General features: G+C 70.6%; 14 protein-coding genes and 1 pseudogene. 11 read left to right on the forward strand and 4 right to left on the reverse strand.

The window, feature by feature from the left end; translation table 11 throughout:
* Positions 1-237: 237 nt before the first annotated feature.
* Genes ACZ68L_RS22020 through ACZ68L_RS22030 form a run of 3 tightly spaced genes read right to left on the reverse strand, consistent with a single transcriptional unit; the run spans position 238 to position 3,405 of the window.
* Positions 238-1,302: a FecCD family ABC transporter permease gene (locus ACZ68L_RS22020; protein WP_469579393.1), complete on the reverse strand. Its 1,065-nt coding sequence runs from the start codon at positions 1,300-1,302 to the stop codon at positions 238-240.
* A gap of 10 nt (positions 1,303-1,312) precedes the next feature.
* Positions 1,313-2,338, reverse strand: a complete 1,026-nt coding sequence (locus ACZ68L_RS22025) for a FecCD family ABC transporter permease (RefSeq protein ID WP_469579395.1) — start codon at positions 2,336-2,338, stop codon at positions 1,313-1,315.
* An 11-nt stretch (positions 2,339-2,349) separates the two neighbouring features.
* Positions 2,350-3,405 (reverse strand): iron-siderophore ABC transporter substrate-binding protein, encoded by a 1,056-nt coding sequence (locus tag ACZ68L_RS22030; protein ID WP_469579397.1) that lies wholly within the window; start codon positions 3,403-3,405, stop codon positions 2,350-2,352.
* A 258-nt stretch (positions 3,406-3,663) separates the two neighbouring features.
* On the opposite strand from ACZ68L_RS22030, the gene ACZ68L_RS22035 reads away from it, so the two are divergent.
* Positions 3,664-4,707 carry a chitinase gene (locus ACZ68L_RS22035; protein WP_469579399.1) on the forward strand — a complete coding sequence of 348 codons (1,044 nt, stop codon included), beginning with the start codon at positions 3,664-3,666 and terminating at the stop codon, positions 4,705-4,707.
* A 94-nt stretch (positions 4,708-4,801) separates the two neighbouring features.
* Here the strand turns inward: ACZ68L_RS22035 and ACZ68L_RS22040 are convergent, their stop codons facing one another.
* Positions 4,802-6,169, reverse strand: a complete 1,368-nt coding sequence (locus ACZ68L_RS22040) for an FAD-dependent oxidoreductase (RefSeq protein ID WP_469579401.1) — start codon at positions 6,167-6,169, stop codon at positions 4,802-4,804.
* Positions 6,170-6,430: 261 nt separating this feature from the next.
* Here ACZ68L_RS22040 and ACZ68L_RS22045 point away from each other — a divergent pair, with 261 nt between their 5' ends.
* The 10 genes and pseudogenes from ACZ68L_RS22045 to ACZ68L_RS22090 all read left to right on the forward strand — a co-directional run bounded on the left by ACZ68L_RS22045 (position 6,431) and on the right by ACZ68L_RS22090 (position 16,561).
* Positions 6,431-8,497, forward strand: a complete 2,067-nt coding sequence (locus ACZ68L_RS22045) for a SpoIIE family protein phosphatase (RefSeq protein WP_469579403.1) — start codon at positions 6,431-6,433, stop codon at positions 8,495-8,497.
* A 120-nt stretch (positions 8,498-8,617) separates the two neighbouring features.
* Entirely contained in the window at positions 8,618-9,994 is a 1,377-nt protein-coding gene (locus ACZ68L_RS22050; protein WP_469579404.1) for a wax ester/triacylglycerol synthase family O-acyltransferase, read from the forward strand.
* Between the two features lie 144 nt (positions 9,995-10,138).
* Positions 10,139-11,125 carry an aldo/keto reductase gene (locus ACZ68L_RS22055; protein WP_469579509.1) on the forward strand — a complete coding sequence of 329 codons (987 nt, stop codon included), beginning with the start codon at positions 10,139-10,141 and terminating at the stop codon, positions 11,123-11,125.
* A 1-nt stretch (position 11,126) separates the two neighbouring features.
* On the forward strand, positions 11,127-11,438 hold the full coding sequence (locus ACZ68L_RS22060; RefSeq protein WP_469579406.1) for an L-rhamnose mutarotase: 312 nt from the start codon (positions 11,127-11,129) through the stop codon (positions 11,436-11,438).
* Position 11,439: 1 nt separating this feature from the next.
* On the forward strand, positions 11,440-12,294 hold the full coding sequence (locus ACZ68L_RS22065) for an amidohydrolase family protein (protein WP_469579408.1): 855 nt from the start codon (positions 11,440-11,442) through the stop codon (positions 12,292-12,294).
* Positions 12,295-12,330: 36 nt separating this feature from the next.
* A pseudogene (locus tag ACZ68L_RS22070) lies at positions 12,331-12,601 on the forward strand (DNA-formamidopyrimidine glycosylase family protein); the annotation flags it as partial.
* Positions 12,602-12,686: 85 nt separating this feature from the next.
* A complete protein-coding gene (locus tag ACZ68L_RS22075) occupies positions 12,687-13,439 on the forward strand; it encodes a LytR/AlgR family response regulator transcription factor (protein ID WP_469579409.1) in 753 nt (250 codons plus the stop codon).
* Positions 13,440-13,503: 64 nt separating this feature from the next.
* Complete coding sequence (locus ACZ68L_RS22080) at positions 13,504-13,866, forward strand: hypothetical protein (protein WP_361444668.1); 363 nt, start codon at positions 13,504-13,506, stop codon at positions 13,864-13,866.
* Complete coding sequence (locus tag ACZ68L_RS22085) at positions 13,863-15,344, forward strand: sodium/solute symporter (protein WP_469579412.1); 1,482 nt, start codon at positions 13,863-13,865, stop codon at positions 15,342-15,344. The genes ACZ68L_RS22080 and ACZ68L_RS22085 overlap by 4 nt, the downstream gene beginning before the upstream one ends.
* Positions 15,341-16,561, forward strand: a complete 1,221-nt coding sequence (locus ACZ68L_RS22090; RefSeq protein ID WP_469579413.1) for a sensor histidine kinase — start codon at positions 15,341-15,343, stop codon at positions 16,559-16,561. The genes ACZ68L_RS22085 and ACZ68L_RS22090 overlap by 4 nt, the downstream gene beginning before the upstream one ends.
* Positions 16,562-16,565 lie beyond the last annotated feature (4 nt).

A 16,565-nucleotide genomic window follows, 5' to 3' on the forward strand; every position in this document is an offset into this window, starting at 1 on the left:
GCTGACCCCCGGTTCCTCGACGACGGCGCCACCGATCTGCGCGCCGGAGGGTGCACGAGCACCCCCGGCGACATCGGCCACGACCTCCATCTCGGCTTCCCGGTCCGGTCCACGCCCTCGCCGCGGGCGGGCGACCTGGGCCCGACGGCCACGGAGGACGACGAACGGGCCGTCCGCGAGGGCGTGTCGGTGGCGCCGTGCAGCTGCTTCAGCGGTGAGTGACGCCCCGGACAGGCCTCACAGAATGCCCCGGCGCCACTCCCGTATCAGCAGACAGCCGAGGTACACGCCTCCGATGGCCATCGTGTAGATGCCGACGGGCAGACTGTCGAACAGCGGCAGTTGCTGGGCACAGAGATCCGCGAGGACCAGCAGCAGCGCGCCGGTCAGCGCGGACAGCACCAGGTGCGGGCCGGAGACCCGGGTGATCCGCTTGGCGATCTGCGGGGCCGTCAGCGAGATGAACGCGATGGGTCCGGCGACGCTGACGGCGCCCGCCGAGAGCACGATCGCGAGGACGACGGCGATCGTCTTCGTGCTGCGGGGCCCGGACCCCAGCGCCCCGGCGATGTCGTCGCCCATCTCACCGACGTCCAGCCGCCGCGCGATCAGCGCGGTGAGCGGGGCCACCACGAGCAGCACGAGCCAGATCGTCGTGGCGTCGTCCCAGGACCGCGCCGACAGACTCCCGTTGACATAGGCGGTGAGGACGGCGGCCCGGTCCCGTTCCATGGCGTAGACGACGTACTGCGTGATCGCCGTGCCGATCGCGGCCACCCCGATCCCCGCGACGACGAGCCGGGCGGGGTTGCGGAATCCGGTACCGGTCGACACGTAGACCAGTGCCATGGCGAGGACGGCGCCGAGCAGCGCGCCGAGTGCCACCGGCACGCTGTCCGGGAACATCAGCGCGACGATCGCGGCGCCCGCCCCGGCACCGGACGCCAGGCCGATCACATCGGGGCTGCCGAGCGGATTGCGGGTGACGGACTGGAACAGCGCGCCGGAAAGGCCGAGCGCCCCGCCCGTTCCCAGAGCGACCACCAGGCGTGGGCCGCGCAGGTGTTCCAGGACGAACGCGTTCTTGCCCTCGGCCCCGCCGGTCAGCGCCCCGGCGAGATCGGCGAGCGGAATGCCGAGCCGGCCGAACGAGAGCGTGGCGACGGCGGCCACCACGAGCAGCACGGACAGCAGGAGGGCGGTCAGCACCGACACCCGGCGGACCGGCAGCGCCACGGTCCGGCCGATCCTCAGGAATCCCCTCGGCGAGGAGATGCGGAATCCGGTCTGATGCGACGTCATGCGTTGCCCCTCATCCTGCGTTCCCCCTCATCCTGCGTACGGCGACCAGCAGTGCGGGCGCGCCGATGAACGCGGTCACGACACCGACCATCAACTCCTGCGGGCGCATGACCACACGGCCCACGACATCCGCGAGGAGCAGCAGCGCGGGGCCGACCAGTGCCGAGAACAGGATCTGCATCCGGAATTCGACACCGACCAGGGCCCGCACCACATGCGGAACGGCCAGGCCGACGAAGGCGATCGGACCGACCGCCGCCGCCGCCGCGGCGCTCAGCAGCGTGGCCGAGAGCAGCCCGCCCGCCCGCACCAGGGCCGGATGTGCCCCGAGCGATGCCGCCGTCGAGTCGCCGAGTGCGAGCGCGTTGAGTCCGGGCCCCAGCAGAGCGGCTATCAGCAGACCGGCCACCGCGAACGGCAGGACGGACCAGAAGACATCGAAGTCCCGGCCGCCGAGGGCGCCGACGACCCAGTACCGGTAGCTGTCGAAGACCTTCGGCCGGCTCAGTGTCACGGCCTGGATGTACGCCATCAGCACGGCGGAGAGCACCGCACCGGCCAGCACGAGCCGCACCAGCCCGCCGCCCGAGCCCGCCGATCCGATCACGTGGACGAGCAGACCGGCGATCAGCGCACCGGGCAGCGCCCACCACATGGTGTCCCTGCTGCCCGATGCCCCGAGGAACGCCGTCGCGGTGACGATGCTCGCGGAGGCGCCCGCGTTGATCCCGAGGAGGCCGGGATCGGCCAGCGGATTGCGGGTCACTCCCTGCATGAGCGTGCCCGCGACGGCCAGGCAGAGGCCGGCGAGGACACCGAGCGCGGTCCTCGGATACCGGCTCTCGACGATGGTGGCGACATTCGGGTCGGCGGTGCCGGACAGCACGTTCAGCACATCGCTGAACGAGGTGGTCCGGCTGCCGAACATGACGCTCGCGAACACGGCGAGCACGAGCACCGCGAGTGCGACGACGACGCAGTACACCCGCCGAGCGGTGCCGGCGCCGCTCGGCGGCGCGTGTGTGGTGGCGGCCATGTGTGCGGCGGTCAGCCCCGGCTGCCGTCGGCGGCCTTGACCGCCTTGTCGATCAGCGGCAGGTAACGGTCGATCACCCACGGCACGGTGAGCGGGTTGATGATCGAGGAGGCGGTGACGAAGGAGTTGTCCTTGCTGGAGACCACGGCACCGCTCTTGACGGCGGGGATCGCCGCGTACAGCGGCTGTGCCTCGATCTCCTTGCGGGTCTTGTCATCGGTGTAGAAGGTGAAGACCAGTTGGCTGTTCTTCAGCTTCTCGGCGTTCTCCAGACCGATGAGCGCCGAGTCGGTGCCCTTGGTCTCCTTGAAGGTGTTCACCACCGGGTCGACGGTGAGGCCGAGCGAGGAGACCATCTTGACGCGCTGCTCCTCGGGCTTGAACACGCCGAGGGTGCCGGGGCCGGAGGTGTAGATGTAGGAGAACTTGTACTTCTTGTAGTTCGGCCGGGTCGCCGCCGCGTCGGACAGCTGCTTCTCGATCTTCGAGATGAGGGTCTTCGCCTTGTCCGGCTGTCCCAGCGCCTTGGCGATGATCCCGATCTGCTGGTCCCAGTCGGTGCTCCACGCCAGATCGGGGTAGGCCACGGTGGGGGCTATGTCCTTGAGGATGTCGTACTGCTTCTGCGTGATCCCGGACCACGGCGCGAGGATGACGTCCGGCGCCAGCTCGGTGATGGCCTCGAAGTCGATGTCCTCGCCGCCCTTGAACTGGGTCGGCAGCTTCTCGCCCTTCTTCTCCACCGCCTCGTGGATCCAGGGCAGATAGCCCGTCTTGTCGCTTCCCCACTCGTAGCTCTCGATGCCCACCGGAGTGTGGCCCAGCGCGATGGCGGTCTCCGCCGAGCCCTGGCCGAGCGTGACGATCCGTTCGGGCTGCTTCTTGATCTCCGCCGTGCCGAGCGCGCTCTTGATGGAGACGGGGAACGCTCCACTGCTCTTCCCGGATGCGCCGGAGGTCTCCTTGCCGTCGTCGCCCGACGAACAGCCACCGAGGACGAGAACGAAGGCTGCGGCGGTGGCAGTTGCGGCGAGCGTCCGGCGACGCACGCGGGTGAACCGGGACATGGGTGTTCCTCAGGGGTTGATGAACGGAGCGGTCGGATCCCGCACGGGGTGCGAAGATTTAGGTAAGCCTAAGCTAAGTTGAGTTGCGCTCACAACCGACCTCCGGCGCCCGGCCCCTGGCCGGCCTGGACCCATTGACGAAAGGTCTGGACCAACCTACGTTGGGCGGATCGCGTCGCGCGGGGCCTCGCGGTGAAGAGGTGTTTTGTCAGGATCATGACATTTATCGTTCGATTCGTCCGGGAAGGGGAACGGAACATGATCGGTCGGACATCGCGCCTGCTGGGGCTGGGCCTCGCGGCGGCATGTGTCGTACAGATGCTGGTCGGCGCGACGCCGAGCGCCGCGCAGGAGGACACGTGCGCGGTCAAGTCGAAGCCCGCCGGCAAGGTGCTCCAGGGGTACTGGGAGAACTGGGACGGCGCGTCCAACGGCGTGCACCCGCCGCTCGGTTGGATCCCGGTCACCGACAGCCGCATCACGGCTCACGGCTACAACGTGATCAACGCGGCCTTCCCCGTCATCCTCTCGGACGGCACCGTTCTGTGGGAGGACGGGATGGACTCGACCGTGAAGGTCCCCACACCCGCCGAGATGTGCCAGGCGAAGGCCTCCGGACTCACCACACTGATGTCCATCGGCGGCGCGACCGCCGGGATCGACCTCAGCTCCAGCGCGGTCGCCGACCGGTTCGTCGAGACGGTGGTGCCGATTCTGAAGAAGTACAACTTCGACGGGATCGACATCGACATCGAGACCGGTCTGACCGGCAGCGGCAATATCAACCAGCTGTCCACCTCACAGGCCAACCTCATCCGCATCATCGACGGTGTGCTCGCGCGGATGCCCTCGAACTTCGGTCTGACGATGGCCCCGGAGACGGCCTACGTCACCGGCGGGAGCATCACGTACGGCTCGATCTGGGGTGCCTACCTGCCGATCGTGAAGAAGTACGCGGACAACGGCCGCCTGTGGTGGCTGAACATGCAGTACTACAACGGCAGCATGTACGGATGTGCGGGGGACTCGTACTCCGCCGGCACCGTCGAAGGATTCACCGCGCAGACCGACTGCCTGAACAAGGGCCTTGTCATCCAGGGCACCACCATCAAGGTCCCCTACGACAAGCAGGTTCCGGGGCTGCCCGCCCAGCCCGGCGCCGGAGGCGGTCACATGACGACCGGTCAGGTGACGCAGGCGTGGAACCACTACGGCAACAGCCTCAAGGGCCTGATGACCTGGTCGCTCAACTGGGACGGGTCGAAGGGATGGACGTTCGGGGACAACGTCAAGACGCTGTAGGGCCGTTGAGCGATTCATCGGCCGGGTGGCTCCGTCGAGGTGGACGGAGCCACCCGGCCGCGGTGGCGGTCGGCCGGGGCGCCGGGCCGTGCCGTCAGGAGCGGGGCTCGGAGGCGTCCAGCATGGCCTCGCGCTCCACGACCTTGATCCTCTCGCGTCCCTGCTCCGCTCCCAGGGCCTGCTCGTGCGCGTCCAGACGGTGCCAGCCCTCGCGAGTGGTGTAGCGGACGCCGCGCTCCTCCAGGAAAGCGGTGACGGCTTCCGGCTCGGGGCGTTCGGGGGCGGGCAGCCGGCCCGAGACATGGTCGTCCAGGAGGCAGGCGACCGTCTCGTTCGCGTCACCCTTGGTGTGGCCGATCAGGCCGACCGGGCCACGCTTGATCCACCCCGTGACATACACCGACGGCATGGGTCCCTCGCCGTCGAGGACCCGGCCCGCGGCATGCGGGACGGTGCCGGAGGCCACGTCGAACGGGAGCTTCGGGAGTTCCTGCGAGTAGTAGCCGACCGCCCGGTAGACGCTCTGCACGTCCCAGTCGGTGAAGTGCCCGGTGCCCTTGACGTTCCCGGTGCCGTCCAGCTCGGTCCGCTCGGTGCGCAGGCCGACGACCCGGCCGTCCTGGCCGAGGATCTCGACCGGGGACTCGAAGAAGTGCAGGAACAGCTTGTGCGGCCGGTCGCCGACATCGCGGATGGCCCAGTTCTCCAGCGTAGAGGCGACCATGTTGGCCTGCTTGTTGCCGCGCCGGGTCTCGATCGATCCCGCGTCGTACTCGATGTCCTCGGGGTTGACGATGACTTCGATGTTCGGTGAGTGGTCCAGCTCCCGCAGCTCCATCGGGCTGAACTTGGCCTGCGCGGGACCGCGACGCCCGAAGACGTGCACCTCCAGGGCCTTGTTGGCCTTGAGGCCCCCGTAGACGTTGGCGGGTATCTCGGTCGGCAGCAGTTCGTCCGCCGTCTTGGCGAGCATGCGCGCCACGTCCAGGGCCACATTGCCCACCCCGAGCACGGCGACCTTCTCCGCCTCCAGGGGCCAGGTGCGCGCCACGTCGGGGTGCCCGTCGTACCAGGAGACGAAGTCGGCCGCGCCGTGGGAGCCGGTCAGGGAGCTGCCGGGGATGTCGAGCGCGCGGTCCGCGTCGGCGCCGGTGGAGAAGATCACCGCGTCGTAGAAGGACCGCAGGTCGTCCAGGCCGATGTCGCAGGGGTAGTCGACGTTGCCGAACAGTCGCAGCTGCGGCTTGTCGAGCACCTGATGGAGCGCCTGGACGATGCCCTTGATCCGAGGGTGGTCGGGGGCCACGCCGTAACGGATCAGGCCGAAGGGGGCGGGCATCCGCTCGAACAGGTCGATCGAAACACCCGGGTCCTGTGCGACCTCGGATTTCAGCAGCGCGTCCGCTGCGTAGATACCGGCGGGGCCGGCTCCGACTATGGCGACGCGGACGGGGCGGGTCATGTGGTGCAGGTCCTTAGAACGGGCTGACGCGGGCAGTGCGGCGCAGGGTAGAAGTAAGGATGGACTTACCGTGCTCCACAGGACACGGTAGCCGCTTCTGACCTGCGGCCTTTGGGCGGGCGCCGGTTCCCGGCGCTCCGGTGGGCTGCCGCGCGGTGTCCGGCGGGCGTCCGGCGTCCGCCCGGACGAGCGGCACGGGATTCCCTCCGGGGGCGTCGGGTTCGCTCGAAGAATCGGACAAATGATGGCAGAGTGGCCCGCATGGATGATCGGGTAGCGGGTGCCCTGTCACTCCCGGACGACTGGCCCGCCCACCCGGATCTCAGTCTCGCCCTGAACCGTATGGGCAGCTTCGACTGGGACCTCGACAGCGGCCTCATGCACATGGACCGGCCCGCACTCGACGTGTTCGATCTGCGGGCCGGGGAGTATGACGGCCGGCCCGAGTCGCTCGGCCCGCGAGTGCCGCCGGACGAAGGTGTGCGACTCGACGCCATGGTCGCGCAGGCGCTCAAGAGCGGGCGGCGGAACTACGGCGCGTACTTCAGGATACTGAGGCGTGACGGCACGCTGCGCTGGACGCACACGCAGGGTTTCATCCAGCGCGACAGGACCGGCCGGCCTCTTCGCATCATCGGCATCGTCCGCGACGCCACCCAGGAGCTCGCCGACTCGACCGCCCGTCGCGAACTGGACGCGGAGCGGCGGCGCCGCACCAGCCTGGTGGAGAGCACCACGGCCGCACTGGCCCACGCCCGGACGGTCCGGGACGTCATCGACGTGCTGAAGAACTCCCAGGGCCTGGCGCATCTCGGCGCGACCAGCCTGGTCGTGGGGCTGATCGAGTCCGGGCGCATCCGTCTCGTGGCGGACGGTCCGGAGGGCTCGTTCGTCCCCGGTACCCGCTACACCCGGACGGACGAGCCGTACCCGATGAGCGAAGTGGTGCGCACGCTCATGCCCCGCTTCATCGAGTCCGCCACGGATTTCTCCACCTCGTACCCCATTCTCTGGCCCCACATCAGCCACCTCGGCATCACGTCCGCCGCCTATCTGCCACTGATCGCCCAGGCCAGGCCCATCGGCGCGATCGGCCTGCTCTACAGCGACAAGGACGGCTTCACCGGTGACGAACGCAATCTCCTGGTCGCGCTCGGCAGCTCCATCGCCCAGAGCCTGCAGCGGGCCACGCTGTACGAGCAGGAGCACGATCTCGCCGAGGGGCTCCAGCAGGCCATGCTGCCGCGCCGGATCCCCGAGGTGCCCGGCGCACAGGTCGCCGTGCGATACCGATCGGCCCGGCTGGGCCGGGACATCGGAGGCGACTGGTACGACGTCATCCCGCTGCCCGGCGGCCGGGTCGGGGCCGTCATCGGGGACGTTCAGGGTCACGACACGCACGCCGCGGCCGTCATGGGGCAGCTCCGTATCGTGCTGCGCGCGTACGCCGCCGAGGGGCACAGCCCCGCCACGGTGATGGCCAGGGCCTCCGTCTTCCTCCATGAGCTGGACACCGACCGCTTCGCGACCTGCACCTACGCCGAGGTCGACCTGACGACCGGAGTGGTGCAACTGGTCCGGGCCGGCCATGTCGATCCGCTGCTGCGCGACACCGACCGCAGCTGCCGCAGGCTGCCTGCGGAGGGCGGGCTGCCGCTGGGCCTCTCGGCCGAGTTCGGGCAGCTCGAATACCCGGTCAGCACGGTCGAGCTGGACCCCGGTCAGGCACTGGTGCTGTTCACCGACGGCCTGGTGGAGCTGCCCGGCGCCGATCTCGACGAGGGCATGCAGCTGCTCACGTCCATGGTGCGCGACGGTCCGTACGATCTGCAGAAGCTGGCCGACAAGCTCTGCGAGGAGGTCGACGACCGCGGTGGTGAGGACGATGTGGCGGTCCTGCTGCTGGGCCGTAAGGTCGCTCACGCGCCCCAGCCGGGCGGCCGTCTCCAGCAGCATGTCGCCCAGAGCGACCCGGAGGCGCTGAGCTCCGCGCGGCACATGATCAGGGCGGCCGTACGTGCCTGGGGTGCCAAGGCGCGGGCCGACGAGGTCGAGCTGGCCGCCGACGAGCTGATCACCAACGCGCTGATGCACACCGACGGCGGGGCGATCGTCACGATCCGGGTGCTCACCGGGCCCGAGCGCCGCCTGCGCGTCGATGTCGAGGACCGGTCCAGCGCGCTGCCCCGGCGCCGGGACGCGGGGGAGGCCGGGGTGTCCGGGCGGGGGCTGATGCTGGTGGACCGGCTGGCGGACCTCTGGGGCGTGGAATCGCGCGGCAGTGGCAAGTGCGTCTGGTGTGAATTCGTCATTCCGGAACGTGAATGACGGCAGCGCGGAGCATTACCCGACAGTAACAGAACGTAACATGTCAGTGCTTGACCGTAACCGACCGCAAGCGATTGACTGCGACTCCGGCAGTCTGTCTTTCGATGACATGAGGATCCGTTGGGCACTGAGCTACTGGCACCCCTCGATCTGGCCTTCTGGCACCTCGAATCCGATGCCCACCCGATGCACCTCGGCGCGCTCGCCGTGTTCGCCCCGGCTCCCGGCGTCGGCGCCGGGAACGTAGCGGAACTGCTGGGCGCCCGCGCCGCCGCGATTCCCCGGCTGCGGATGCGCGTCAAGGACGTGCTGCTGCCGGTCGGTGGCGCGGCCTGGTTCGTGGACAAGGACTTCGATGTGCGTCGGCACATCGAGCGGGTGCGGCTGACCGGCGTGGAGTCGCGGGACGAGGACGGATTCATGGCGGGCGCCACCCGGCTCGCCGGCGAGCTGATGGAGCGGCCGCTCGAACGGGGCCTGCCTCCCTGGCAGATGTATCTGGTCGAGGGCGCGGACGGCGGCCCCTTCGCCGTACTCGTCAAGCTCCACCACGCGCTCGCCGACGGGATGCGCGCCGTCGCCATCGGTGCCGGGATCTTCGACGAGATCGCCCCGCTGGCGAGCCGCGCCCGCGGCGCCGTCTCCTCCCGTCGGCCGCGTGCGGTCCCGCCCCGCTCCTGGATGCCCGGCCCCCGCCAGGTGGCCGGCCTCGCGCTGGGCCGGATCGAGGATCTCGGACGGGCGTTCGGGGTCGGTGCCTCCATGGTCCGGGCGAGCCGCCTGGATCCGCGCGGAGCGCCCGCACTCACCGCGAGTTCCAGCGGTACCCGGCGGCTGGTCACCGCGGACCTGGACCTCGCCGCCGTCCAGCGCATCCGCCGGGCCGCCGGGGGGACGACCAACGACGTCCTGCTCGCGGTCGTGGCCGGGGCGCTGCGCCGCTGGATGCTGGAGCGCGGCGAAGCGCTGCCCCCCGAGGACCCGCGCGCCCTGGTGCCGGTCTCCCGTCGACGGCCGGGCCAGCCCGCCGCGACCGGGAACAAGCTCTCCGCCTATCTGCTCGGGCTCCCCGTCTCCGAGCCCGATCCCTGGCAGCGGCTCCGAACCGTCCGCACCGCCATGGACCGGAACAAGGCCGCGGGCCCCTTCCGGGGCGCCGGAGCGGTCGCCGTGCTCGCCGATCAGCTGCCCTCGCTGGCCCACCGGTTCGGCGCGCCGATCGCCGGGAACGCGGCCAGGATGCTCTTCGACGTCCTGGTCACCAGCGTGCCCCTGCCGCGCTCGGCCCTCTCGCTCGGCGGCTGTCCGCTGCGCGCCGTCTACCCGATGGCGCCGCTGGCGCGCGGCCAGTCCCTGGCCGTCGCCCTGTCCACCTATGGCGGCCGGGTGCGGGTCGGACTGGTGGCCGACGGCAAGGCGCTGCCCGATCTGGACCGGCTGGCGGGCTGTGCCGACGACGAGGTGGCGCACCTGCTCACGCTGTTGCCGCCTCCCTGACAGACTGTCCTCGATCGGCCATAGGTCGGACAGATTTCTGAGAAGGCGCCGCAGTTGATGGTGCCCAGGGTGTTGACGTGCCCAAGTGATCCGATGAATATTCGCTCTGTGCAGAAAGCGATCATCGGGGAGGGCGGCGGAAGCATGCGGCGCAACAGGCTGGGAAGCAGCGCGGTCGACGTCACCGAACTGTCCTTCGGAGCGGCCGCCATCGGCAATCTCTTCAGCGCCGTCGACCCCGCGCAGGCCGCGGCCGCCGTCGACGCCGCGTGGGACGAGGGCATCCGCTACTTCGACACCGCGCCGCACTACGGCCTCGGACTCTCCGAACGACGGCTCGGCGAGGCCCTGCGCGGCAGACCCCGCGACTCCTACGTGCTGTCCACCAAGGTCGGACGGGTACTCGACCCGCTGCCCGGCGGCGTCCCGGAGAACATGTCCGACGGGCTCTCCGAGGGCTTCGCTGTCCGGGCCACCCACCGCCGCCGCTGGGACTTCAGCGCCGACGGCGTACGCCGCAGCATCGAGGACAGCCTGGATCGGCTGGGTCTCGACCGGATCGACATCGCGTATCTGCACGACCCGGACGACCACGCGGAGACCGCGTTCCACGAGGCCTATCCGCAACTGGAGGAACTGCGCGCACAAGGTGTCGTAGGCGCCATCGGCGCCGGAATGAACCAGACCGCGATGCTCACCCGCTTCCTGCGCGACACCGACGTCGACGTCGTGCTCTGCGCGGGTCGCTACACGCTCCTCGACCAGTCCGCCCTGTCCGAACTGCTGCCCGAAGCGGCCGCCCGCGGCCGCAGTGTCGTCGTCGGCGGCGTCTTCAACTCCGGGCTGCTCGCCGACCCGCGCGCCGGTGCCACGTACGACTACACGGTCGCGCCCCTCACCCTGCTCGACCGGGCGCTGCGCATGAAGGCCGTCACCGAGGGCCACGGCGTCCCGCTGCGGGCCGCCGCGCTCCACTACCCGCTGGCACACCCGGCCGTCGCCGGAGTGCTCGTCGGCACCCGTTCCCCGGACGAGGTGCGCGACGCCGCCGCCCTGCTCCGCCGGGAGATCCCGGACGAACTCTGGGACGACCTGCGCGCCGAGGGCCTGCTGACCGAGGACGGACACTGACATGAGGATCGCCCTGCACACCAAGGTCCGTGCCGACCGCGTCGAGGAGTACGAGGCCGCCCACCGCGAGGTCCCCGCCGAGCTGACCACCGCGATCCGCGCGGCGGGCGCCACCTCCTGGACGATCTGGCGCAGCGGCACCGATCTGTTCCACGTCATCGACTGCGAGGACTACGCCGCCCTCCTCGCCGAGCTGGAGAAACTCCCCGTCAACGTCGCCTGGCAGGCCAGGATGGCCGAACTCCTCGACGTGGCGCACGACTACTCGTCGAACGGCGCCGAAGCCGGTCTGCCGGCCGTCTGGGAGCTGTGACATGACCGGTCAGGAACGGATCGTCGACGCCCATCACCATGTCTGGGACTTGTCGGTGCGCGACCAGGAATGGATCACCGGCGACGAACTCGCCCCGATCCGGCGCACCTTCACCCTCGCCGAACTGGAGCCCGAGGCGCGCGCCGCGGGGGTGTACGCCACCGTCCTCGTCCAGACCGTCACCGTGCCCGGGGAGACCCCCGAATTCCTGGCCCTCGCCCATGACAGCGATCTCGTCGCGGGCGTCGTCGGCTGGTGCGACCTCACGGCGCCGGACGTCGCGGACACCCTCGCCGCACTGCGTGAACTCCCAGGCGGCGACCGGCTCGTCGGCATCCGCCACCAGGTCCAGGGCGAACCCGACCCCGAGTGGCTGCTGCGCCCCGACGTCCGGCGCGGACTGCGCGCCGTCGCCGACGCGGGACTCGTCTACGACCTCGTCGTCCGGGCCCACCAGCTGCCCGCGACCGTCCAGGCCGCCGCCCTGTTGCCCGAGCTGACCTTCGTGCTCGACCACGCCGGCAAGCCACCTGTCGCAGCCGGTGAACTGCGTCCCTGGGCCGACGACCTCCGAGCGCTCGCCGCCCGCCCCAACACCGTGTGCAAGCTTTCCGGCCTGGTCACCGAGGCCGATGTGCGCACCTGGACCGTGAACGACCTGCGCCCGTACGCCGACACCGTCCTGGACGCCTTCGGACCGAGCCGGACGATGTTCGGCTCGGACTGGCCGGTGTGCCGGCTCGCCGCGACGTACGAGGAGGTCGTCGACACGGCACGCACCCTGCTCGGCGCCCTCACCGAGGACGAGCGGCGCCGTGTCCTCGCCACCACGGCGGAGCGTGTGTACGGCATCTGACAGGCGTCCGGCCCATGCTTCCGGCAGTCCGGAACCATGCCCGAACCGCCGGAGGCCGAAGCCCTGCGGGTCTTCCTCGACGACCACCCGGTCGGCAGGGAGATCCCGTGTCCTGCCGCTCGACGTGAGCGTCCTCAAGACCTACGACCCACCGCTCACCGCACTGCACGGCGGCAGGGTCACGGACATCGCCCGGCACGGGAAGTTCCCGGACATCGGCGTCGGCCCGCTGCACCTGACACCCCATCTCGCGCGGGCCGGCCGGCTGCGATGGAATTCGGCGGGCGTCCGCCGCACCCGGCCCGGCGCCGCCGGGCCACCGCCGTCCGGTACGGAAAGAAGCGGTGAACCACGAGGCCCCGTACCCCTCGGCACGTCCTAAACTCCGCCCCATGCTGCGCGTACTCGCCGTCGACGACGAAGAACCCGCCCTGGAGGAACTCCTCTACCTCCTGCGCGCCGATCCCCGCATCCGCAGCGCCGAGGGCGCCACCGGGGCCACCGAGGCGCTGCGCCGCATCGGCAGCGCCGTCGAGGCAGGACCCGAGGACCCGTCCGCGATCGACGTCGTCTTCCTCGACATCCACATGGCCGGTCTCACCGGCCTCGACGTCGCCCAGCTGCTGGCCGGATTCGCCGCGCCCCCTCTCATCGTCTTCGTCACCGCGCACGAGGGCTTCGCCGTCCACGCCTTCGACCTCAAAGCCGTCGACTACGTCCTCAAGCCGGTACGCCGCGAACGCCTCGCCGAGGCGGTCCGCCGGGTGGCCGAACAGGTCGGCGACCGCTCCGCACCCGTGCTCGACACCGCCAACGACCAGATACCGGTGGAGCTCGGCGGCGTGATCCGGTTCATCCCGATCGACGACATCGCCTACGCCGAGGCCCAGGGCGACTACGCCCGGCTGCACACCGCCACCGGCAGCCACCTCGTCCGGGTCCCCCTCACCACCCTGGAGGAACGCTGGCGCTCGCGCGGATTCGTACGCATCCACCGCCGCCATCTCGTCGCGCTGGGCCGGATCGACGAACTCCGTCTCGACGCGGGCAGCATGAGCGTGCGCATCGGCACCGCGGAACTCGCCGTGAGTCGTCGCCACACCCGGGCGCTGCGCGATCTGCTGATGCGCCAGACCGGCCGCTGACCAGGACCTACCGGGGTTCGCAGGCTCTTCCCACGGGGTCCGGTGCTGCGTACACTCCGGGCCCATGTCCGCAGAGCCTGCGCCCCGGCGCGAAGTGGTGACGGGGGAGCCCCGGCGGGTCCGCCCGCTGCCCCGCTATCGCACCCAGTCGGAGATCGACGAGCAGACCGCACTCGGCGGCGCGTACGTCCGTTCGCTGATGCGCGGCCAGTTGCGCGCCGGACTCACCGCCTTCACCGTCCTCGCCGTGGTCGTCGGTACGCTGCCGCTGGTCTTCGAGGCACTGCACAGCGCCGCGCTCGTCTGGGCGGTCCTCGGATTCGCCGCCTATCCGCCGCTGACCCTGACCGCCTGGTGGTACGTGCGGCGTGCCGAACGCAACGAACGCGACTTCGCCAGGCTCGTGGAAGGCCGCTCCGCACAGTGAGCCGTACGTACGCGGTGGCGGCCGTCGCCGTGGTCGTGGCCGCGACCGTCCTCGTCGGCGGTTTCGGGCTGCGCATCTCCCGCACCACCTCCGACTTCTACGTCGCCTCGCGCACCGTGCGGCCCCGGCTCAACGCCGCGGCGATCAGCGGCGAATACCTCTCCGCCGCCTCCTTCCTCGGCATCGCGGGCCTGGTGCTCGTGCACGGCCCGGACATGCTCTGGTACCCGGTCGGATACACCGCGGGCTATCTCGTCCTGCTGGTCTTCGTCGCCGCGCCGCTGCGCCGCTCGGGGGCGTACACCCTGCCCGACTTCGCCGAGGGGCGGCTGGAGTCGCGACAGGTGCGCCGGCTGGTGAGCGTCTTCGTCGTGGCGGCGGGCTGGCTGTACCTCGTACCGCAGCTCCAGGGCGCGGGACTGACGCTCAAGATCCTGACCGGCGCGCCCGGCTGGCTCGGTGATGTGCTCGTGGCGTCCGTCGTCGTCCTCGCCGTCGCCGCGGGCGGCATGCGCTCCATCACGTTCGTGCAGGTCTTCCAGTACTGGCTGAAACTGACCGCGCTCCTCGTCCCCGCGATCTTCCTCGTGCTCGCCTGGCAGGGCGACGGGCAGCCCCGGGTCACCTTCGACGAGCAGCTCTCCGCCTTCCGCGCCGACCATCCGCTGTACGCCACCTACGGGCTGATCGTCGCGACGTTCCTCGGCACCATGGGGCTGCCGCATGTCGTCGTCCGCTTCTACACCAGCCCCAACGGCCGCGACGCCCGTCGCACGACGGTCGCCGTCCTCGCCCTCGTCGGCGTGTTCTACCTGCTGCCACCGGTCTACGGCGCCCTGGGCAGGCTGTACGCCCCCGAGCTGATCCACGGCGGGGACGCGGACGCCGCGGTGCTGCTGCTGCCCGAGCGGGTCATCGGCGGGCTCGGCGGCGATCTGCTCGGCGCGCTCATCGCGGGCGGCGCCTTCGCGGCGTTCCTGTCGACCGCCTCCGGGCTCACGATGGCCGTCGCCGGAGTCATCACCCAGGACGTGCTCCCCTCGCGCGGGGTACGGCACTTCCGGCTGGCCACCGTCCTCGCCGTGTGCGTACCGCTGGCCGGTTCGCTGATGGTCAGCCGGGTGCCGGTGGCCGACTCGGTGGGCATGGCGTTCGCCGTCTCGGCGTCCTCCTTCTGCCCGCTCCTGGTCCTCGGCATCTGGTGGCGGCGGCTCACCCCGCCCGGCGCGGTCGCCGGACTGCTCCTCGGCGGCGGCTCCGCGTTCCTGTCCGTCGCCATCACCGTCAGCGGCACGGTCCGCCCGCCGGGCTGGCCGCACGCCCTGCTCGCCTGGCCCGCCGTCTGGTCGGTGCCGGTCGGCTTCCTCGCCATGGTTCTGGTCTCGCTCGCCACACCCGGCCGCATACCTCCCGGCACCAACGCCGCCATGACCCGCTTCCACCTGCCGGAAGCGCTGACCTCCGGGAGACACCGATGACCGGGGCCGGATACGCCGTGCTCGTCCTCCTGCTGCTGGGCGCCGGCTTCCTGCTCGGCCGCCGCACTGCCCGCCCCGTCCGCTCCAGCGATGTCGGAACCCCCGTCGAGCACGCCACCTTCGAGACCCTGCACACCGCCTCGCTCGCCGCGCCGCCCCTGCGCGCCGGACTCACCGAGGAGAGCGCCCGCAAGTCCGCCCGCAGGCTCCGCTCGTTGCTCGGCACCGACGCCCTCTGTCTCACCGACCGTGACCGGGTGCTGGTCTGGGACGGGGAGGGCGAACACCACGGCCGGCACGTCATGGACCAGGTGCGGGGCCTCCTCGCCAGCGGCCGCGACACCGCCTTCCACAGCGACTGCGACGACCTCGACTGCCCGCTGCGCTGGGCCGTCGCCGTACCGCTCACGGTCGACCACCGGGTCCTCGGCACTCTCATCGCCTACGCCCCACGCGAATCCGCGGTGCTGGCGAGAGCGGCCGGAGAGGTGGCCCGCTGGGTCTGCGTACAGCTGGAACTGGCCGAGCTCGACCGTTCCCGCACCCAGCTCATCGAGGCCGAGATCAGGGCGCTGCGGGCCCAGATCTCCCCGCACTTCATCTTCAACTCGCTCGCCGCCATCGCCTCGTTCGTCCGCACCGACCCCGAGCGTGCCCGCGAACTCCTGCTGGAATTCGCCGACTTCACGCGCTACTCGTTCCGCAGGCACGGCGACTTCACCACCCTCGCCGACGAACTGCACTCCATCGACCAGTACTTGGCGCTGGTGAGGGCCCGCTTCGGTGAACGGCTCGCGGTCACGCTCCAGGTCGCCCCCGAGGTGCTGCCCGTCGCCCTGCCCTTCCTCTGCCTCCAGCCCCTGGTCGAGAACGCGGTCAAACACGGCCTCGAAGGAGCGGTCGGCCCTCCCCGGCCCCTCGGCTCCGGCCGGGCGGGGGAGACCCCCATCCGGATCACCATCAGCGCACTCGACGCCGGGTCCGAGGCCGAAGTCGTCATCGAGGACGACGGCGCGGGGATGGACCCGGAACGCCTGCGCCACATCCTGCGCGGCGAGGGCGGCCACTCCACCGGGATCGGGCTGCTGAACGTCGACGAAAGGCTGCGCCAGGTGTACGGGGACGACTACGGACTCGTCATCGAGACGGGCCTCGGCGCAGGGATGAGGATCACGGTGCGGCTGCCCAAGTACCGTGCGGGGGTGCACGGTTCCTGATCAC

Source organism: Streptomyces sp. NPDC104309 (assembly GCF_055584025.1).

Excerpts from the sequence above, each read along its gene's own strand:
- ACZ68L_RS22030 (WP_469579397.1), bottom strand. The coding sequence starts at position 3,405 with ATGTCCCGGTTCACCCGCGTGCGTCGCCGGACGCTCGCCGCAACTGCC.
- ACZ68L_RS22080 (WP_361444668.1), top strand. The coding sequence starts at position 13,504 with ATGTCCGCAGAGCCTGCGCCCCGGCGCGAAGTGGTGACGGGGGAGCCC.
- ACZ68L_RS22020 (WP_469579393.1), bottom strand. The coding sequence starts at position 1,302 with ATGACGTCGCATCAGACCGGATTCCGCATCTCCTCGCCGAGGGGATTC.
- ACZ68L_RS22035 (WP_469579399.1), top strand. The coding sequence starts at position 3,664 with ATGATCGGTCGGACATCGCGCCTGCTGGGGCTGGGCCTCGCGGCGGCA.
- ACZ68L_RS22075 (WP_469579409.1), top strand. The coding sequence starts at position 12,687 with ATGCTGCGCGTACTCGCCGTCGACGACGAAGAACCCGCCCTGGAGGAA.
- ACZ68L_RS22055 (WP_469579509.1), top strand. The coding sequence starts at position 10,139 with ATGCGGCGCAACAGGCTGGGAAGCAGCGCGGTCGACGTCACCGAACTG.
- ACZ68L_RS22045 (WP_469579403.1), top strand. The coding sequence starts at position 6,431 with ATGGATGATCGGGTAGCGGGTGCCCTGTCACTCCCGGACGACTGGCCC.
- ACZ68L_RS22065 (WP_469579408.1), top strand. The coding sequence starts at position 11,440 with ATGACCGGTCAGGAACGGATCGTCGACGCCCATCACCATGTCTGGGAC.
- ACZ68L_RS22040 (WP_469579401.1), bottom strand. The coding sequence starts at position 6,169 with ATGACCCGCCCCGTCCGCGTCGCCATAGTCGGAGCCGGCCCCGCCGGT.
- ACZ68L_RS22090 (WP_469579413.1), top strand. The coding sequence starts at position 15,341 with ATGACCGGGGCCGGATACGCCGTGCTCGTCCTCCTGCTGCTGGGCGCC.
- ACZ68L_RS22025 (WP_469579395.1), bottom strand. The coding sequence starts at position 2,338 with ATGGCCGCCACCACACACGCGCCGCCGAGCGGCGCCGGCACCGCTCGG.
- ACZ68L_RS22060 (WP_469579406.1), top strand. The coding sequence starts at position 11,127 with ATGAGGATCGCCCTGCACACCAAGGTCCGTGCCGACCGCGTCGAGGAG.